This is a genomic window from Brevibacterium oceani, assembly GCF_017948325.1.
In the GTDB taxonomy this organism is placed as follows: domain Bacteria; phylum Actinomycetota; class Actinomycetes; order Actinomycetales; family Brevibacteriaceae; genus Brevibacterium; species Brevibacterium oceani.
In genome coordinates this window covers 2,494,333-2,510,757 of the sequence record NZ_CP072846.1, presented here as the reverse complement: position 1 = coordinate 2,510,757, position 16,425 = coordinate 2,494,333, and the positions used below count along the sequence as shown (strand labels likewise).

At 66.8% G+C, this 16,425-nt stretch carries 14 protein-coding genes and 1 tRNA gene; 10 read left to right on the top strand and 5 right to left on the bottom strand.

Features of this window, described 5'->3' with window-relative positions; translation table 11 throughout:
* Positions 1-185: 185 nt before the first annotated feature.
* The 4 genes from J9314_RS11150 (at position 186) to J9314_RS11130 (ending at position 4,949) form a co-directional block, all read left to right on the top strand.
* Positions 186-1,400, top strand: coding sequence for a metal-dependent hydrolase family protein (locus tag J9314_RS11150; RefSeq protein WP_210602473.1), 1,215 nt, complete (start codon positions 186-188; stop codon positions 1,398-1,400).
* An 85-nt stretch (positions 1,401-1,485) separates the two neighbouring features.
* Positions 1,486-2,166, top strand: coding sequence for a DedA family protein (locus J9314_RS11145; RefSeq protein WP_246490344.1), 681 nt, complete (start codon positions 1,486-1,488; stop codon positions 2,164-2,166).
* A 162-nt stretch (positions 2,167-2,328) separates the two neighbouring features.
* The gene (locus J9314_RS11135) at positions 2,329-3,720 is read left to right on the top strand and encodes a sodium:proton antiporter (protein ID WP_210602472.1); all 1,392 of its coding nucleotides are present in this window, start codon (positions 2,329-2,331) and stop codon (positions 3,718-3,720) included.
* A complete protein-coding gene (locus tag J9314_RS11130) occupies positions 3,717-4,949 on the top strand; it encodes an MFS transporter (protein ID WP_210602470.1) in 1,233 nt (410 codons plus the stop codon). The genes J9314_RS11135 and J9314_RS11130 overlap by 4 nt, the downstream gene beginning before the upstream one ends.
* Before the next feature lie 171 nt (positions 4,950-5,120).
* Here the strand turns inward: J9314_RS11130 and J9314_RS11125 are convergent.
* A tRNA-Pro gene (locus J9314_RS11125) sits at positions 5,121-5,194 on the bottom strand.
* Positions 5,195-5,424: 230 nt separating this feature from the next.
* Between J9314_RS11125 and gcvH the strand changes: the two genes are divergently transcribed.
* The 4 genes from gcvH to J9314_RS11105 are packed head-to-tail and all read left to right on the top strand — an operon-like array spanning position 5,425 to position 8,809.
* Positions 5,425-5,829, top strand: coding sequence for a glycine cleavage system protein GcvH (gene gcvH / locus J9314_RS11120; RefSeq protein WP_210602469.1), 405 nt, complete (start codon positions 5,425-5,427; stop codon positions 5,827-5,829).
* The gene (locus J9314_RS11115) at positions 5,829-6,908 is read left to right on the top strand and encodes an FHA domain-containing protein (RefSeq protein ID WP_210602468.1); all 1,080 of its coding nucleotides are present in this window, start codon (positions 5,829-5,831) and stop codon (positions 6,906-6,908) included. Before gcvH ends, J9314_RS11115 begins: the two co-directional genes overlap by 1 nt.
* A gap of 10 nt (positions 6,909-6,918) precedes the next feature.
* Positions 6,919-7,404: a bifunctional nuclease family protein gene (locus J9314_RS11110; protein ID WP_210602462.1), complete on the top strand. Its 486-nt coding sequence runs from the start codon at positions 6,919-6,921 to the stop codon at positions 7,402-7,404.
* Between the two features lie 10 nt (positions 7,405-7,414).
* Positions 7,415-8,809 carry a class II 3-deoxy-7-phosphoheptulonate synthase gene (locus J9314_RS11105; RefSeq protein ID WP_210602460.1) on the top strand — a complete coding sequence of 465 codons (1,395 nt, stop codon included), beginning with the start codon at positions 7,415-7,417 and terminating at the stop codon, positions 8,807-8,809.
* Positions 8,810-9,036: 227 nt separating this feature from the next.
* Here the strand turns inward: J9314_RS11105 and J9314_RS11100 are convergent, their stop codons facing one another.
* Entirely contained in the window at positions 9,037-11,223 is a 2,187-nt protein-coding gene (locus J9314_RS11100) for a protein kinase domain-containing protein (protein ID WP_210602459.1), read from the bottom strand.
* Entirely contained in the window at positions 11,220-12,515 is a 1,296-nt protein-coding gene (locus J9314_RS11095; RefSeq protein ID WP_246490343.1) for a lytic transglycosylase, read from the bottom strand. Before J9314_RS11095 ends, J9314_RS11100 begins: the two co-directional genes overlap by 4 nt.
* 130 nt (positions 12,516-12,645) lie before the next feature.
* Between J9314_RS11095 and J9314_RS11090 the strand changes: the two genes are divergently transcribed.
* Entirely contained in the window at positions 12,646-12,996 is a 351-nt protein-coding gene (locus J9314_RS11090; RefSeq protein WP_166972379.1) for an Rv2175c family DNA-binding protein, read from the top strand.
* Positions 12,997-13,157: 161 nt separating this feature from the next.
* Here J9314_RS11090 and J9314_RS11085 read toward each other — a convergent pair whose 3' ends face one another.
* Both J9314_RS11085 and J9314_RS11080 read right to left on the bottom strand, forming a co-directional pair.
* The gene (locus J9314_RS11085) at positions 13,158-14,516 is read right to left on the bottom strand and encodes a polyprenyl synthetase family protein (protein ID WP_210602454.1); all 1,359 of its coding nucleotides are present in this window, start codon (positions 14,514-14,516) and stop codon (positions 13,158-13,160) included.
* Entirely contained in the window at positions 14,513-15,058 is a 546-nt protein-coding gene (locus J9314_RS11080; RefSeq protein ID WP_246490342.1) for a hypothetical protein, read from the bottom strand. Before J9314_RS11080 ends, J9314_RS11085 begins: the two co-directional genes overlap by 4 nt.
* 60 nt (positions 15,059-15,118) lie before the next feature.
* On the opposite strand from J9314_RS11080, the gene dinB reads away from it, so the two are divergent.
* Entirely contained in the window at positions 15,119-16,357 is a 1,239-nt protein-coding gene (gene dinB, locus J9314_RS11075; protein ID WP_210602452.1) for a DNA polymerase IV, read from the top strand.
* Positions 16,358-16,425 lie beyond the last annotated feature (68 nt).

Genomic DNA, 16,425 nt, shown 5'->3' with positions numbered 1-16,425 from the left:
CGGGCGCCGCCGACTGACATCGCCGGTGACCATAGCCTGTGAAGGTGTCGTGAACATGAACAGATGTCACGGACGCATCTCGCGCCTTTCGTCATCGGTGTCCGTCCGTGATAGATGTGAAGGACGAGCCGATGCCGCACCGGCACCGACCGCCAGCTGATCGTCAATGATGAGGAGTCCGCCCCATGTCCACCGTCCTGTCCCACGCCACCGTCTTCGACGGCACCCGCTTCCTCTCCGGCACCCGCGACGTCGTCATCGACTCCGGCCGGGTCGCCTCGGTGACGGAAGACGGTCAGGGCTCGCACGACGCCGGGGACGACTTCGTCGACTGCACGGGCAAGACGATCATCCCCGGCGTCATCGACTGCCACGTGCACCTGACGAGTTCGGGAGCCGCATCCACCTCGAACTTCCACGACCCGTTCTCGCTGCAGTTCTACAACTCGGTCGCCCATATGGAGGCCACCCTCAAGGGCGGAGTGACCACGGTGCGCGACGCCGGAGGCACCGACCTCGGAGCCAAGGTCGCCGTGGAGACCGGAATCGTGCGGGGCCCGCGCCTGTCGATCGCGGTCAACATCATGTCCCAGACGGGCGGGCACGGAGACTTCCACCTCGTCTCCGGCGCCGAATCCCCGTTCCTCTCGCCCCACCCGGGCCGCCCCTCAGGCGTGGCCGACGGACTCGAAGGCGTCCAGCGGAAGACCCGCGAGCTGCTGCGGGCAGGCGCCGACCACATCAAGATCTGCTCCACCGGCGGTGTGCTCTCACCCCGGGACGACCCCCGGCACTCCCAGTTCACCGAGGGCGAGATCGCCGTCATCGTCGCCGAGGCGGCCGCCCAAGGCGCCCATGTCATGTCCCACGCCCAGGGCGCACCGGGGATCAAGAACGCCGTGCGCGCCGGTGTCCGTTCGATCGAGCACGGCATCTTCCTCGACGAGGAGGCCATCGACCTCATGCTCGAACACGGCACCTACCTCGTCCCGACCCTGCAGGCCCCGCAGGCAGTCATCAAAGCCGCCGAGGCGGGGGCCGGCCTGCCGCCGTCCGTCGTGGACAAGGCCCACCGTGTGGTCGAGGCCCACCGGGAATCGATCGCCCGCGCCCACGAGGCAGGCGTGCCGATCGCTCTGGGCACCGATGCCGGAGTCGGCCCGCACGGGGAGAACCTCGAGGAGATCAGCCTCCTCGCCGAGGTGGGGCTCTCAACGGTCGAGGCGCTCGCCGCCGGCACTTCGGTGTCCGCTCGCGTGCTCGACGATGATCGGGTGGGCCACCTCGGTGAGGGCGGTCTTGCCGACCTCGTCGTCGTGGGTGGTGACCTGCGCACGGCCGACGTCCGCGGCATCGAGAACCGGGTGGACGCGGTCTACCTCGGAGGAGAACTCGTCTGAGGTGAGACAGCGGCGCCGGTGAGGGAAACCTAACCTCAGCAGGTTATGATGGGCGGGTACCAGACAAGAGGAGTGCACACCCACGATGAACCCGCTCGAGTGGTCGTTCCCGATCGCTGTCACCTGGCTGATCCTGTTCGGCATCATCCTTGCCCGTGCCGGCGGAACCTTTCTGCTCGGACGCCTGGCGCGCACAGGCATCCGCAAGATCGAACGCGTCGATCGCCTCATGTCGGGACCGAAGTACCGCAAGGCCGAGAGCATGATCGAACGCTTTGGAGCTCCCGTGATCGCGGTGAGCTTCATCATGATCGGAGTCCAGACGGTGCTCAACCTCGCCGCCGGCACGACGGGGATGAGCTACCGCAGGTACATTCCGGCGCTCGCCGTCGGCGGCGCGATGTGGGCGACGATCTACTCGACCGTCGGCCTCATCGGCTTCAAGGCTCTGGCAGCCGGGTATCAGGCCGCACCGGGGCTGACCATCGGAGTCGCCGTGTGCTTCGTTCTCGCCATCGCAGGCCTCGTCATCGGGTTGAAGAAGCCGAGAGCCTCCGCCGAGGCGGCCGATGGGGCAGAGACCGAGCCGGCGCTCGGCCACGACACCGGGTCCGCCCACAATGGGTCTGCCCACACCGGGTCTGCCCACAATGGTGGGTCCCGTACTAACGGGACCCTGATAGACGGGACCCTGATGGACGGGACCTCCACTCACGGTGCCCGCGCGGATGAGTCCCGGACGGACGCGAAGACCACCGAGGCCTGATCTCCGTCAGCTGAGCCCCGCCTCGGCGAAGGTCTCGTCCACCTGGCCGACTCGCTCCGGCAGGCCCGCTCCGTCGACCGTCGCAGCGGTCCAGTAGAGTCGGATTCGGTCAGAGTCGACACGACGGGTGCGCCCGTCGACAGTCAGTGAAGGAGGGCCCGCATGGTCGTGGCCTGGTGGAGCATCATTCCGTTCGTGCTTCTGCTCGGGTGCATCGCAGTGCTCCCGCTGATCCCGGCCACGGAGAAGATCTGGGACCGCAACCTCGTCAAACTCATCGTCGCCCTCCTCCTCGGCGTTCCCATCGCGGTGTGGTTCCTCCTCGGCGGAGAAGGCGGCACCGTCGCCCATGCGCTCCTCGAATACTTCCAGTTCATCGTCCTCATCGGCAGCCTCTTCGTCGCCTCGGGCGGAATCTTCCTCGTCGGCGACATCAAGGCCACGCCGAAGAACAACACGATCTTCCTCGCCGTCGGGGGAGTGCTCGCCTCCTTCATCGGCACCACGGGCGCGGCGATGCTGCTCATCCGCCCGATCCTCAACACGAACCAGGACCGCACCCACCGGACACACACCGTCATCTACACGATCTTCATCGTCGCCAACTGCGGCGGTCTGCTCACCCCGCTGGGCGACCCGCCGCTGTTCCTCGGAATGCTGCGCGGGGTGCCCTTCGAATGGACGTTCGGGCTGTGGCCGTACTGGCTGTTCGTCAACGCGCTGCTGCTCGTCTCCTTCTATGCGCTCGATTCGAAGATGTACGCGAAGGAACCGGCCGAGGCGCTGGCGAAGGACGCCGAATACGCGACGAAGCTGGGCCTGCGCGGAGCCAGCGGCCTTGTGTTCCTCGCGATCATCATCATCGCGGTCGCCTTCATCCCCTCCGTCGACGCCCACGCGATCGAGGCCGGTCACGCGAGCTTCGCCGAATATGTGCCCTGGCGCGAACTCGTCATGCTCGCCTCCGCGATGACCTCGTTCCTCTTCGGTGACCGAGGCGCCCGCTTCAACCTCAACAAGTTCACGTGGACGCCGATCCTCGAGGTCGGGGCGCTCTTCATCGGCATCTTCCTCACGATGATGCCCGCGCTGGCCTACCTCGGCCAGGTCGCCCATAAGATTCCTCTGGGCGAGATCTCGCTGTTCGTCTTCACGGGCGGACTCTCCTCCGTCCTCGACAACGCCCCGACCTACGTCACGTTCTTCGAGATGGCTGCCCAGGTCCCCGGCGAGCCGCGAGTCGCCGGAGTCGCCGAGGCGCTGCTCATCGCCGTCTCACTCGGCGCGGTGATGGGAGGAGCGATCACGTATATCGGCAACGGGCCGAACTTCATGGTCAAGTCCGTGGCCGATTCGGCGAATGTCGCCATGCCCAGCTTCGGCGGCTACGTGTGGTGGTCGCTGCGTCGCCTTGTGCCGGTGCTCGCCGCGATGGTGCTCATCTTCATGACCGAGGGCGTGTGGCTGAGCCTCATCGGAGTGCTGCTCGCCCTGCTCATCCTCGGCCAGGCCGGTCGGGACCTGCGCGCGGCGAAGGCCACGTCCGGGGTATGAGCTTCGCCGGTACGGGTCCGCGGGCGGCCGCCGGTGTCGGGCTCTGGTTCGCCGGCAACGGCGCGATCTATGCCGCGCTCCTGCCGTGGTATCCGCTGCTGGTCGACCGTCTCGGGCTGAGTTCCTGGCAGTTCGGACTCGTCGTCGCCTGCTTCGCAGCAGGATCCCTGCTGTCCTCGGCACTGCCGGCGGCGCTCATCGCGCGCTTCGGAGCGGACCGGGTCGTCATCGGCGGCACTGTCATGCTCGGCCTGGCGGCCGCCGCGACCGCATGGTCGGTCAACGGCGTGATGATGGCGATCTGCCTGCTCCTGCTCGGCTGCTGCGATGCGATCGTCGACGTCGCCCAGAACGTCGTCGGCATCACCGTGCAGGCTCGGCTCGGCCGAACCATCCTGTCCTCGATGCATGCGCTGTGGAGCCTCGGCGGACTGCTCAGCGGTGCGGCCGCCACGGCTGCCGCGAGTTCGGGTGCCGACATGCGCGTGTGGCTGGCCGCGATGGCGGTCGCTGCGGTCGTCCTCACACTGATCGGACGGCGGCTCATCGGTGACGCAGCGTCACCTCGGCGCGTGGCCGATGCGGATTCCGGACAGACGGAGGGGGAGTCCGCGGACGGCTCAGCGGCCGAGTGCGCTGACGGTTCGGGTGCACGGCGGTCGAAGCGGGTCGTCCTCCTCGCGGCGCTGCCGTTGGCGATCATCGCGATCTGCGGGTCGGCCGTCGAGGACATCGCGAACAACTGGGCGGGGCTGGCCGCCGTCGATTTCGCAGACGTGCCGGCCGCCTCGGCGGGGATCGCATTCAGCATCGTCATCGGCTCTCAGTGCCTCGGCCGCTTCAGTGGGGACGTGCTCGTGACACGGTTCGGGGCCGGTCGCATCGCCCGCCTCGGCGGCGGTCTCATCACCTTGGGTGGGGTCGGCGCCGTCCTCGCGCACGAACCGGTTCTGCTGTTGGCGTCGATGGCAGCGCTCGGCTTCGGTTCGGCGACGCTGGTGCCCGGCGCGCTCGGCGCCGCCGCTAGGCTGCCCGGGGTAGGGCGTGCCGGGGGAGTGACGCTCGTGAACTGGCTGATGCGAGTGGGGTTCCTCGGCACCAGTCCGCTGGTGGGCGTCATCGCCGCCGAGGTGGGTCTGCGCTGGGGTCTGAGCATCCTCGCGCTCGTCGGAGTGCTCACGGTGATCTTCGCTCACCGACTCGACTCACCGGAACGGAGGCCGTGCTGATTCGGGCAGCTGGGATTCAGAGTTTCGGGGGACCCGTTTCGGGAATCAGGGTGTACGGGCGATCCGCGAACCAGGGTTTCGTGTCCGACTCGTCAGGTGCGGAAGGTCCGGCGGGGAAAACGAAGAATGTGCCGCGTCATCGAAGGAACGATGTCGCGACACATTGGAATGTCGGGCTAGCGGGATTTGAACCCACGACCTCTTCACCCCCAGTGAAGCGCGCTACCAAGCTGCGCCATAGCCCGTTACCGTACTCCCTCGTGGGCAACGAGAACCAGCTTATACCGATGACGGGCCAAGTGCCAAAACCACGTACCGTGACCTTAGAAAAGCAGGTATCATCCCAGGTGGATACCGACGAAGCGGGTCTCAGGCAGGGCCTGACCGGTGACTCGGTAACATTTCCGTTTCGTGATTGTTATGAAAGTGGCCCAGGCGGCTATGCTTGGTACACCGACAAACTAGAGGAGTCGACATGGCAGATCTGGATTATCCAGTGTCTTACCGGTACTCGCGCGACCATGAGTGGGCTGCGTCCACGGATGACAACGCTGTCGTCCGCGTGGGCATCACGCATTTCGCGCAGGAGCAGCTGGGCGATGTCGTCTATGTCGACCTTCCGGCCGTGGGCGATGCGATCACCGCAGGCGAGTCCTGTGGTGAGGTCGAGAGCACGAAGAGCGTGTCCGACCTCATTGCGCCCGTCTCTGGGACCATCACCGAGGTCAACGAGTCGCTCGACGACTCCCCGGAAACAGTGAATTCGTCGCCCTTCGAAGACGGGTGGATGTATCTTGTCGAACTCAGCGAACCGGAACAGCTGGAATCGCTGATGGACAGCGAGCAGTACAAAGAGCTCATTGAGAGCGAGGAGGCGTAATGTCGCAGAACCACGATCAGAATCGTCCGGCCCCCTCGCAGCCCTGGTACGACAACGGCCAGGTGCCGCAGTCGAAGAAATTCCCGTTCGGCGCCGACACCAACGGCGACGATGATTCGGCCACCCGTGTGAACCAGCAGGTCGACCAGAACGGCCAGGGCAACAACGGCCAGGGCAACGCGCAGGCCTACGGTCAGCCGAGCAACGATGCCCCGCAGGCACCGCAATACGGCGGCGGCCAGAGCTACGGCGGCACGCCGCAGGCGAGTCAGAACTACGGCGGCACGCCGCAGGCAGGCCAGACCTACGGTGCCTCGCAGCCGGCCAGCCAGCCCTATGCGGGCAACGGTCAGGGCAGCCAGGGTCAGCAACAGTACGGCCAGCAGGGAAGCCAGCCGCAAGGCAGCCAGTATCCGCCGCAGGGATATAGCCAGCCGCAGGGCTACAGCCAGCCGCAGTCCGGACAGCCGCAGGGCAGCCAGCCGCAGTACGGCTCCAACGGCGCCGGACAGTACGGCCAGCAGGGAAACCAGCCCGGCGGCTACGCACAGCAGGGCGGTGCCCCGCAGCAGTACGGTTCGAACGGCGTCGGTCAGAACGGCCAGGCCGACCCCAATCAGCCACAGTCGGGCCAGCCACAGTCGGGCCAGCCGCAGGGCGGGCCGGCCGAAGGGAACTACGATCAGATGAGCGATTCGGGCAGCCAGCAGTTCCAGGGAATTCTGGATCCGCACACCGGCGAGATCCACCCGGTGCCCGACCTCGACGGTCTGCAGGACGCCGACGCTCTCCTCGTCGTCGTCTCGGGTCCGGACTCGGGCTCGCAGATCCTGCTCGACACTGATGTGGTGACCGTGGGCCGCAGCCCGAACGCGGACATCTTCCTCGACGACGTCACCGTCTCGCGCAAGCATGCCGAGTTCATCCGCACACCCAGCGGCTTCACTCTGCGTGACACCGGATCGCTCAACGGCACCTATGTCGGTCGGCAGCTCATCGATTCCATCGAACTGCAGAACGGCGCCGATGTGCAGATCGGCAAGTTCCGTATGATCTTCCAGCAGCGTCCGCGCTCCTGACCGGGGGAAAATGTCCAAAGTCGAAGTCGAGGTTGTCGGCGTCCGCATCGAAATGCCCGCCAACCAACCGATCCTCCTGCTCAAAGCCAGCGAACCCGCCTACTACCTGCCCATCTGGGTGGGAGCGATCGAAGCCAATGCGCTCTCGATCGCACAGCGGGGCCTGACTCCTCCACGGCCGATGTCACATGCTCTTCTGCTCGACGTCCTCGCGAAGTACGAGGCCGAGCTCGATGACGTGACGATCACCGGCAAGGACGGTCAGATCTTCCTGGCCGAGCTGAATACGAACGACGGGAAGTCGATCTCCGCCCGCCCCTCGGATGCAGTGACGCTCGCGCTGACCGCGCACTGCCCCGTGTACGTCGACTCAGAACTGCTCGAAGAGTCCGGCATCGAAGCTCCCGAAGCCGACGAAGATGAAGTCGCCCAGTTCAGGGACTTCCTCGACAACGTCTCGGCCGAGGACTTCGAGACCGGAACAGAGAACCCATGAAAGTGAAACAGTGAGCCTCCACACCGATCCAGTGCTGTCCAACAGAGAAATCGCCGCTGCCGGCAATGACAATCTTCGCGGTCTCGACGACTGGCGTGAGATGGACCCGAAGCAGCAGCCGACGTATCTCGACGGCGCTGCGCTCGAGACGGTCCTCACAGATCTGCGAACCTCACCTCCTCTGGTCTTCGCCGGCGAAGCCGATGTGCTCAAGCAGCGCATCGCCGCCGCCTCGCGAGGAGAGGCATTCGTCCTCGCCGGCGGTGACTGCGCCGAGTCCTTCGACGGTGCGCAGGCGGACAAGATCCGCGCCCGTGTGCAGACGGTTCTGCAGATGGCGGCCGTGCTCACCTACGGCGGTTCGATGCCCGTGGTGAAGATCGGCCGTATGGCAGGTCAGTTCGCCAAGCCTCGCTCGGCCGATATGGAGACCCGCGACGGCGTGACCCTGCCGTCGTTCCGCGGCGACATCGTCAACGGCTACGAATTCACCGAAGAGTCCCGCCGCCACGACCCGGAACGACTGCTCAAGGCGTACCACGTGTCCGCCTCGACGCTCAATCTCATCCGCGCCTTCACCCAGGGCGGCTTCGCGGATCTGCGTTTCGTCCACGACTGGAACCGCGGTTTCCTCGCGTCGAACCCCGGCTACCAGCGCTACGAGCAGACCGCGCGCGAGATCGACCGCGCCATCCGCTTCATGGATGCCTGCGGAGCCGATTTCGATGCGCTCAAGACCACCGAGTTCTACGCCGCCCACGAGGCGCTGCTGCTCGAGTACGAACGCGCGCTGACCCGCATCGACTCGCGCACCGGCGATGCCTACGACGTCTCCGGTCACTTCCTGTGGATCGGCGAACGCACCCGTGAGGTCGACGGAGCGCATGTGGACTTCCTGTCGAAGGTGCGCAACCCGATCGGTGTGAAGCTCGGACCCACGGCCACGGCAGACGACGCCCTGGCCCTGGCCGAGAAACTCGACCCGGACGCCGAACCCGGCCGCCTGACCTTCGTCACGCGGATGGGTGCCGGCCAGATCGGTGAGTCCCTGCCCAAGCTGCTCGCCGGCATCGGCGATCAGCTGCCGCACGTCACCTGGGTCTGCGATCCGATGCATGGGAACACGATCACCTCGAACACCGGCTACAAGACCCGCCGGTTCGAAGACGTCATGGCCGAAGTCGAAGGGTTCTTCAACGCCCACGGAGAGGCCGCCACGATTCCCGGCGGCCTGCACATCGAACTCACCGGCGACGACGTCACCGAGATCATGGGCGGCGCCACGGAGATCGACGACGAAGGCCTGCGTCGGCGCTACGAGACCCTCGTCGATCCCCGCCTCAACCACGATCAGTCGCTGGAGATGGCGTTCCAGGTCGCGGAGTACCTCACCCGCAGGAACTGAATGACACATTCGAGCAGTTCGCAGCGATCGAGCCGTCCGAGTCACTCGAGCCGTCCGAGTCACTCGAGCCGAGCGAGTCACTCCGGCGCTGAACGAAACGTTCGAACAGAGACAAGACCGGTGGCCCCGCAGTTCAGCTGTGGGGCCACCGGTATATCTGCTGGGCCGAGCCGACATCGGTCGGCCCAGGAGAAAATCGGACTAGGACACGGTCGGAGCAGGACGACTCAGTCCTTCTTGTCCTTCGACTCGTCCTTCTTCTTGTCGTCGTCCTTGGACTTCTCATCCTTCTTCTCGTCCTTCTTGTCATCATCCGTCTTCTCCTTGCCTTTGGAGACACGGACGATGATGAGGGAGTTCGCCGGCTTCGATTCGGAGCTCTTCGGGAACTGCGAGACGACCTTGCCCTTGGGCACGTCATCGGAGAACACTTCGTCCTTGCCGACGCGGAATCCGCGCTTGGCCAGCGTCGCATAGGCGGCGTCGAAGGTCAGTCCCTCGACATTGGGCACCGGTGTCGGCGCCACGCCCTTGGAGACGACGAGGTCGATCTTCTCGCCCTTCGACAGCTTCTCGCCGGGCTTCTTCGATGCCGAGATGATCTGGTCGTTGCCGACCGAGTCGCTGTACTTCTCGTCGACCTTGCCGACAGCGAGGTTCGCCTTCTTCAGTGCCGCCTCGGCGTCAGACCTGCTGAGTCCTTCGAGCTTGGGCACGGCGAACTTCTGCTCGCCCTTGGACACGACAACCGTGACCGTTGAGTCCGGGGCGAGTTCGGAACCGCTGACCGGTTCGGTGCCGATGACCTCACCGGCCGGAACGGAGTCGTCGAAGACCTTCTTGGGTTCGGCCTTGAGGTCGTTGTCCTCGAGTTGCGAGGTGACCTCGTCGACTTTCTTGCCGGCCAGCTGGCCCGGCACGATCGATGTGGGTTCAGGCAGGTTAGCGATGACGAGCCAGGCCACGAGAGCCAAGACGGCCACGACCGCGACGAGCGAGGCGAGCACACGACGACGTCGACGGCGTGTCTTCGATGCCTTCGCCGAGGCGGGTGCGGCGGCGGCCGCGACCGCGGCCTTGTCATCGTCATCCGATTCGTCGTCGGACCGATCCGCCGCGTCGCCACCGGACCCGGAACCTGATCCAGACCCAGATCCTGAACCGCTGCCCGAGGCAGCGCCGACTGCGCCTGCTCCGGCCGCGACGCCGGCCGCACCGACGCCGGCCGCACCGGCGCCGGCCGCATCGTCACCGCTGTCATCGTCGAGGGAGCCGTCCTCCGACTCGTCGCCCGAGGTCACGGCGGCGGTGACACCGCCGATTCCGGCAGCGGCGGCAGCGACACCGGTTCCAGCGGCGGCACCGGCTCCTCCCGCCGCACCGGACGGAGCGTCGGCACTGTCGTCATCGGCCGCCTCGGCGCCGGTTTCGTCGTCCTCACCCTCGAGGTACGGGATCTCGTCGGTCCGGGACTTCTTCTCCTTCGGGACCTCCTCGCCGAGGTCGATGCTCGCGGTGAGCACGGGGGAGTGCTCACCGGCGGCGATCGCCGGGTCGCCGAGGTCGAGTTCGGCTTCGGACATCTCGGCTCGCGCCTCGGCCAGTGCCAGGCGGAACTGGGCGGCATCGGCGGGACGGTCCTCGGGTTCCTTCGACGTCGCCCACAGGACGAGGGCGTCGAGGCGCGGACTCAGCCGGGGCACGACCTCCGAGGGCGGCGGAACCGTGTCATGGACATGCCGGTAGGCAACCTGGATCGGCACATCGTCGGTGTAGGGCTGGGTGCCGGTGAGCATCTCGTAGAACATGATGCCGACCGTGTAGAGGTCGGTGCGGGCATCGGCCCCGGCACGGGTGACGAGTTCGGGGGCGACGTAGCCGACGGTGCCGATGAGCGTCTTCGTCGTCGTCGCCGTCGTCACCGCGCGGGCGAGGCCGAAGTCGGCGAGCTTGACCTGCCCGTCGGTGCCCAGCAGCACATTGTCGGGCTTGAGGTCACGGTGGATGATGCCCGTCGAATGCACCGCCTCGAGGGCGGCGAGGATCGCGTCGAGGACGACGATGGCCTGCCTCGGGGTGAAGGTGCCGCGGTGCTTGAGCTCGCGGCGCAGCGTCACCGAAGGCAGGTGCTCCATGACGAGGTAGACGACGTCGCCGTCACGTGCTTGGTCGTGGATGGCCACGAGGTTCGGATGGGTCAGCCGCCCGGCGTTGATCGCCTCCCGGCGGAAGCGTTCGACGAATGTGTCATCGGAGATGAGGTGTTCGTGCATGACCTTGATCGCGATCTCGCGATCCAGGCGCAGATCGGTGCCGCGATAGACCATGGCCATGCCGCCGCGGGCGATCTTCGCATCGATCCGGTAGCGCTCGTTGAGCACCGTGCCGATGAGCGGATCAGGACGGGTGCTCACAGGGCCTCCTGCATTCGGGTGCGCTGGAGCTGCACGGTTCGGACGAAGGCCTTGGTCTCCGGCAGGAGACCGTCGGCGCGGACCGAGCGCAGATCCTGGTAGTACCCGGCCAGTGCTTCGTTCTCGGATTCGGCGGTTTCGATGAGCCAGCCGAGGATGACGGTGCCGGCGACGATGTTGTCGGCGATGTCGAGCAGGTCGAGTCCGCGGCCGACGATGTCTGAGGCCCAGCGACCCGAACGCGGGGTGACCTGCATGATGCCGATGGCGTTGCCGGCCGAGACCGTCGTGTGTTGAAACCCCGATTCCTGGTGGGCCACCGCCTGCATGAGTGCGGGATCGGCTCCGAGCTCCTCGGCGACGCGGGCGACGATGATTTTGGCCTGAGCCGGGGCCGGATGACGGCGGTGCAGCAGGGTGTACTTGTTCAGGCGGGCCGCGTGGAGGACCGAGGGACGGATGCCCTCGACCTGGGCACTGGCGGCCACACGGGGGATGTCGCGCGGCGGTTCGGGTGCGGCCCGGCGCGGGCGTGCCGTCGACGGACGCAGCAGGAGCAGCTCGCCGACCGTGAGATACGAGTCATCGCCCATCGCATTGGCCCGGCGCAGGGTCGAGGCCGAGATGCCGTGCCGGGCGGCGATGCCCTGCAGTGTCTCACCGGGTGCGACGACATGCGAGGGGTCCTCATCGGGCAGGTCGTTCTTCTCCGGCAGGGACAGCACCTGCCCCTGGTGGAGGTTCTGCCGCGGCGAGATGCGGTTGAGTTCGGCCAGGGCCGGCACGGACACTCCGTGCTTGCTCGCAACCCCGTAGAGGGTGTCGCCCTGCTTGGCCTTGTACGTGCGGCCGCCGTGCGTGACCGGAACCGTCGCTCCCGCCGTACCCGAGATCCACTGTGGCCCGGTCGGAGGGTTCGCCGAGGCGGCTGCCGGGTCGGACTCGGGTGGGTCGGCTTCGGGTGCGCCGTCGGTCGGTTCCGGGTGGACGGTCGAACCCGCCGAGGCGGCCGTCGGGTCGTCGTCAGCTGCTGTGCCGGGCATGCCGTCGGGGGTGGTGCCTGTCGCCCTGTCGGGTGCGTCGTCTGCAGCGCCGGCGGGGGTCGCCTCGGCGCGGGGGTCGGTCGTATCTGAATCGGCGGCGACAGGGTCGGTGGCCTCGGTGGGGATGGCGGATTCGGGGTCGACGCGATCGGCTCCTGGGATCGGACCGGTCGAATTCACCTTCGAGGCGGCGCGGATGTCAGGAGCGGCCGTGATGGGCGTCTGCTGATTCCGTCGCGGTCGTGTCATCTGTACACCTGTTGACTTCATGTCGAATGGGGAAGCTACGGTCACCAGCCTAACGATTGCCCGCGGCCGACCCGAGCATTCGGCCCCGCATGGCGGGGTGTTTCTGGCAAATATTGCTACCCTTGGAGGCGTGAATACCGAAGAACTCGTCCAGGACTGGGCCCCGCTGCCCGACATCGCCGAACTGACCGGGCTGAGCATCTCCCAGGTGCGGAGGCTGCTCGAAGACGACGCGATCTGCGGAATCAAGATCGGCAAGCCCAAGGTGATGCAGGTGCCCCTGGCCTTCTTCAAGGACGGCGAGGTCGTCACACCGCTCAAGGGCACACTGAGTACGCTCCACGACGCCGGGTTCGACGACGAAGAGGCGATCATCTGGCTCTTCACGCCCGATGAGTCGCTGCCCGGTCGCCCCATCGATCTGCTCCGCGCCGGCAACCGCAAGGAAGTCAGGCGCCGCGCCCAGGCACTCGCGTTCTGAGGGGTCCCTGTGTTCTGAGAGGTCCCTGCGTTCTGAGGGGCACTCGCGTTCTGAGTGGGACCCGGCGCCGAGTGGGACCCGGCGCCGAGTCAAGGCGTGGGAATTCCGCGCGGTGATGTGAACCCGGCCGTGCTGATCCCGGTGCTGAGTCGGGGAGCGGGTCAGCTCGCGCGGTAGCTCAGTGCCGTCGCGAACTCCTTCAACCGCTCCTGTGCGGGAGCTCCGATCCGGACCCTCGCCGAGGCGGTCGGATCCGAATCGGCTGCCGACGCGGTCGTCGGTTCCGACATGGACGTCTCTGTCGCCCACCCGGACCCTGCTGTTCCGGGCCTTGTTGCCTCGGTCCCTGCCGCTGCCCAAGTGTCGACGAGATTCTGCGCGCGGGCGTGCTTGTCCTCGATGAAGGCCTCGACGGCGGCCAGGCCGCCCGATGAGGTGATCATCTCCACGCATTCGGCCACCTCGGCGTCGGTGAGATCCGGATCGCCCAAGCGGGAGGCGAGCACATCGAACTGCGCGGGCGAGATCCGGGCCACGGTCTCGGCGATGAGCACGGTTCGCTTTCCCTCGCGGATGTCGTCCCCGGCCGGTTTGCCTGTGGCCTGCGGGTCGCCGGCGATTCCGAGCACGTCGTCGCGCAGCTGGAAGGCCTGACCGAGGGGCAGGCCGAAGTCGGAGATCTCATCAAGCAGATCGTCGTCCGCTCCGGCCAGGGCCGCACCGAGGAGGAGCGGCTGCTCGACCGAGTACTTCGCTGATTTGAAGCTCAGCACCTCCCACGCCCGCTCGCCGATGCGGTCATCGTCGAGGGCGATCACCTCGGCGAGCACGTCGAGGTACTGGCCGACCATGACATCGCGGCGGACGGTGCCCCGCAGTTCGCGGGCACGCGTGTTTCCGCCGAGCGTCTCCTGCGCACGTTCGAACAGCTCCTCGCTCAGCGCCAGACAGATGTCGCCGATGACGATGGAGGCCGAGACGCCGAACGATTCGGCATCCCCGCGCAGACCCTGCCGACCATGTCGGGATTCGAACTGGCGGTGCAGGGACGGCTGGCCGCGGCGGGTGTCGGAATGGTCGATGACATCGTCGTGGATGAGTGCCGCGGCATGAAGCAGCTCGAGCGATCCTGCGGCCTGCGCGAGACCAGCGGCGGTGGTCGCGGGGTTGGCCGGGTTCGCGGGATTCACGGGGTTGGCCGGGTTCGCGGGATTCACGGGGTTCGCGGGGTTCGCGGACCGATCGGCGCTTCCGGACACGCGTCCGCCGGCGAGCTGAAAGCCCCACCACAGCAGGACAGGACGGATCCGTTTGCCGCCGCGAGTGAAAGCGGTGAGTGACTCACCGATCGCCGCAGCATCGGGGGAGATGGCCTCGAACTGGGCGGCCTTCTCGGCGAGGAAGGTTTCGAGCTGCGCGGACACCTCGGCGGCGATCGACTGCGGGGAATCGAGCTCGGCGACCGGCCGTGAGGACTGGGCGGATTGTCCTCCCGGACTCAGGGGATGGTGCGAGGTCATGAAGCGATGTTTCCGCCGACGGTGACGATCGACTGTGCCTTGTCCTCGGAGTCCTCGGCGACCGTGACGACCAGGACGCTGTCGTTGTCCGTGTTCGTGAAGTTGACCACGCGTCCGCTCTTCGTCTTCGTCTCATCTCCGAGCGGCTCGAACTTCGCCTTGCCGAGCTCCTTCTCGTAGAACTCGAAGACGTCCTTCGCATCGGCCTTCGCGCGGACGACGAGGCTGACCTGTTCGGGAAGCTTCGAATCCTTGTCGTTGTGGGCCTTGACGACCGAGGCCGAGAGCACCTCCGACTTCGGGTACGGCTTGATGTAGTCAGGCAGGTCCTTGACGTCGTTCGAGGTGTCGGAATCGGATCCCGTGGCATCGGTCGAGGCTTCTGCTGATGCACTCTGGGTCTCCGTCGGAGTCGCCTCGGCGGCGGAGCTCTGCTCGGCCTTCGGGGTCGAATCGTCGGCGCCCGAATCGCCCGACGAGCACCCCGCGAGGGCGAGAGCGACGGCGATGGGCAGTGTCATGACAGCGGTGCGCGATACCATGCTTCAAGAATACCCGGAGAGCTCTCCGGGGCCGAAAGGAACGAGTCCGAGGGGGAGGCGATGAGTCGCAAGCAGCTGTCACGCTCCGGCGGCGACCTCAGCCGTCTGGGCACGGACGACACCGGGGCGACGATGCTCCACCTCGACATGGACTCGTTCTTCGTCTCCGTCGAACTCCTCACCCGACCCCAGCTCATCGGCCGACCTGTCATCGTCGGCGGTCGCAGCGGCCGCGGCGTCGTGGTCTCGGCCAGCTACGAGGCCCGGGAGTTCGGCGTCCATGCGGCCATGCCCATGTCCCGGGCGATGAACCTGTGCCCCATTGCCGAGGTGATCCCACCCTCCCACGGCCTGTACTCCACCTATTCCCGGCAGGTCTTCGACCTCGTCGCCGAGGTCACCCCCGACGTCCGACAGGTCAGCGTCGACGAAGCGTACATCGACGTCTCCGGTGCGGTGCGCCGCCTCGGTTCTCCGGTGACGATCACGTCCGAGCTGCGCGCGAAGATCAAGGAACGGACCGGCCTGAGTGCCTCGGTCGGGATCGCCGGCAGTCAGGTGGTGGCCAAGCTCGCCTCCGCCCGGGCCAAACCCGATGGGCAGCTGCTCGTTCCGCTCGCCGCGACTCAGGACTTCCTCGACCCGATGCCGATCGAAGCCCTGCCGGGGGTGGGGGAGAAGACGCAGCAGGCCTTCTCCCGCTACGGAATCCGCCTCATCGGTGACCTCGCCGACGTCGACGAAGCGTGGGCGGCGCGCGTCTTCGGCGCCCACGGGCACGCGCTGTGGCGAGCCGCCCACGGTGAGGACTCCTCCGGATTCGACCGGCAGGCCAAGGAGCACTCGATCAGCGCCGAGCACACCTTCCCCGAAGACCTCTGGGACCTCGATGTGCTCGAACACGAACTGCTGCGCCTGGCCGACAAGGTCGCCTACCGGGTGCGTGCCGAGGGCAAGGTGGCAACGACACTGGGGCTGAAGTACCGCCTCGGCGATTTCACCACTCTGTCGCGGTCGGTGACGCTGCCGGCGCCGACGGACCTGGCCCGGGAGATGTACGAGGCGCTGCGCCCGGCGATGCGCACGCTGCGCGAGCAGCGCACCCAGGGAGTGCGCCTGCTCGGAATGCGCGCGGCGGGACTCATCGACTTCGCCGCCACCGGACGGCAGGCGACCTTGGATGAACCCGAGCATTCGGGGCGTGAGGCCGAGGTGGCGCTCGACGAGGTGAGGCGGCGGTTCGGGACCGCAGCGATCTCGCAGGCCTCGCTTCTGCGCAAACGCAGCGACGACTCGTAGGCGGTGAGCCGGGCCATAGTCTGAAGACCCAGTGAGAATCCGCACTCCAATGGCCTCCCGAGATGTTT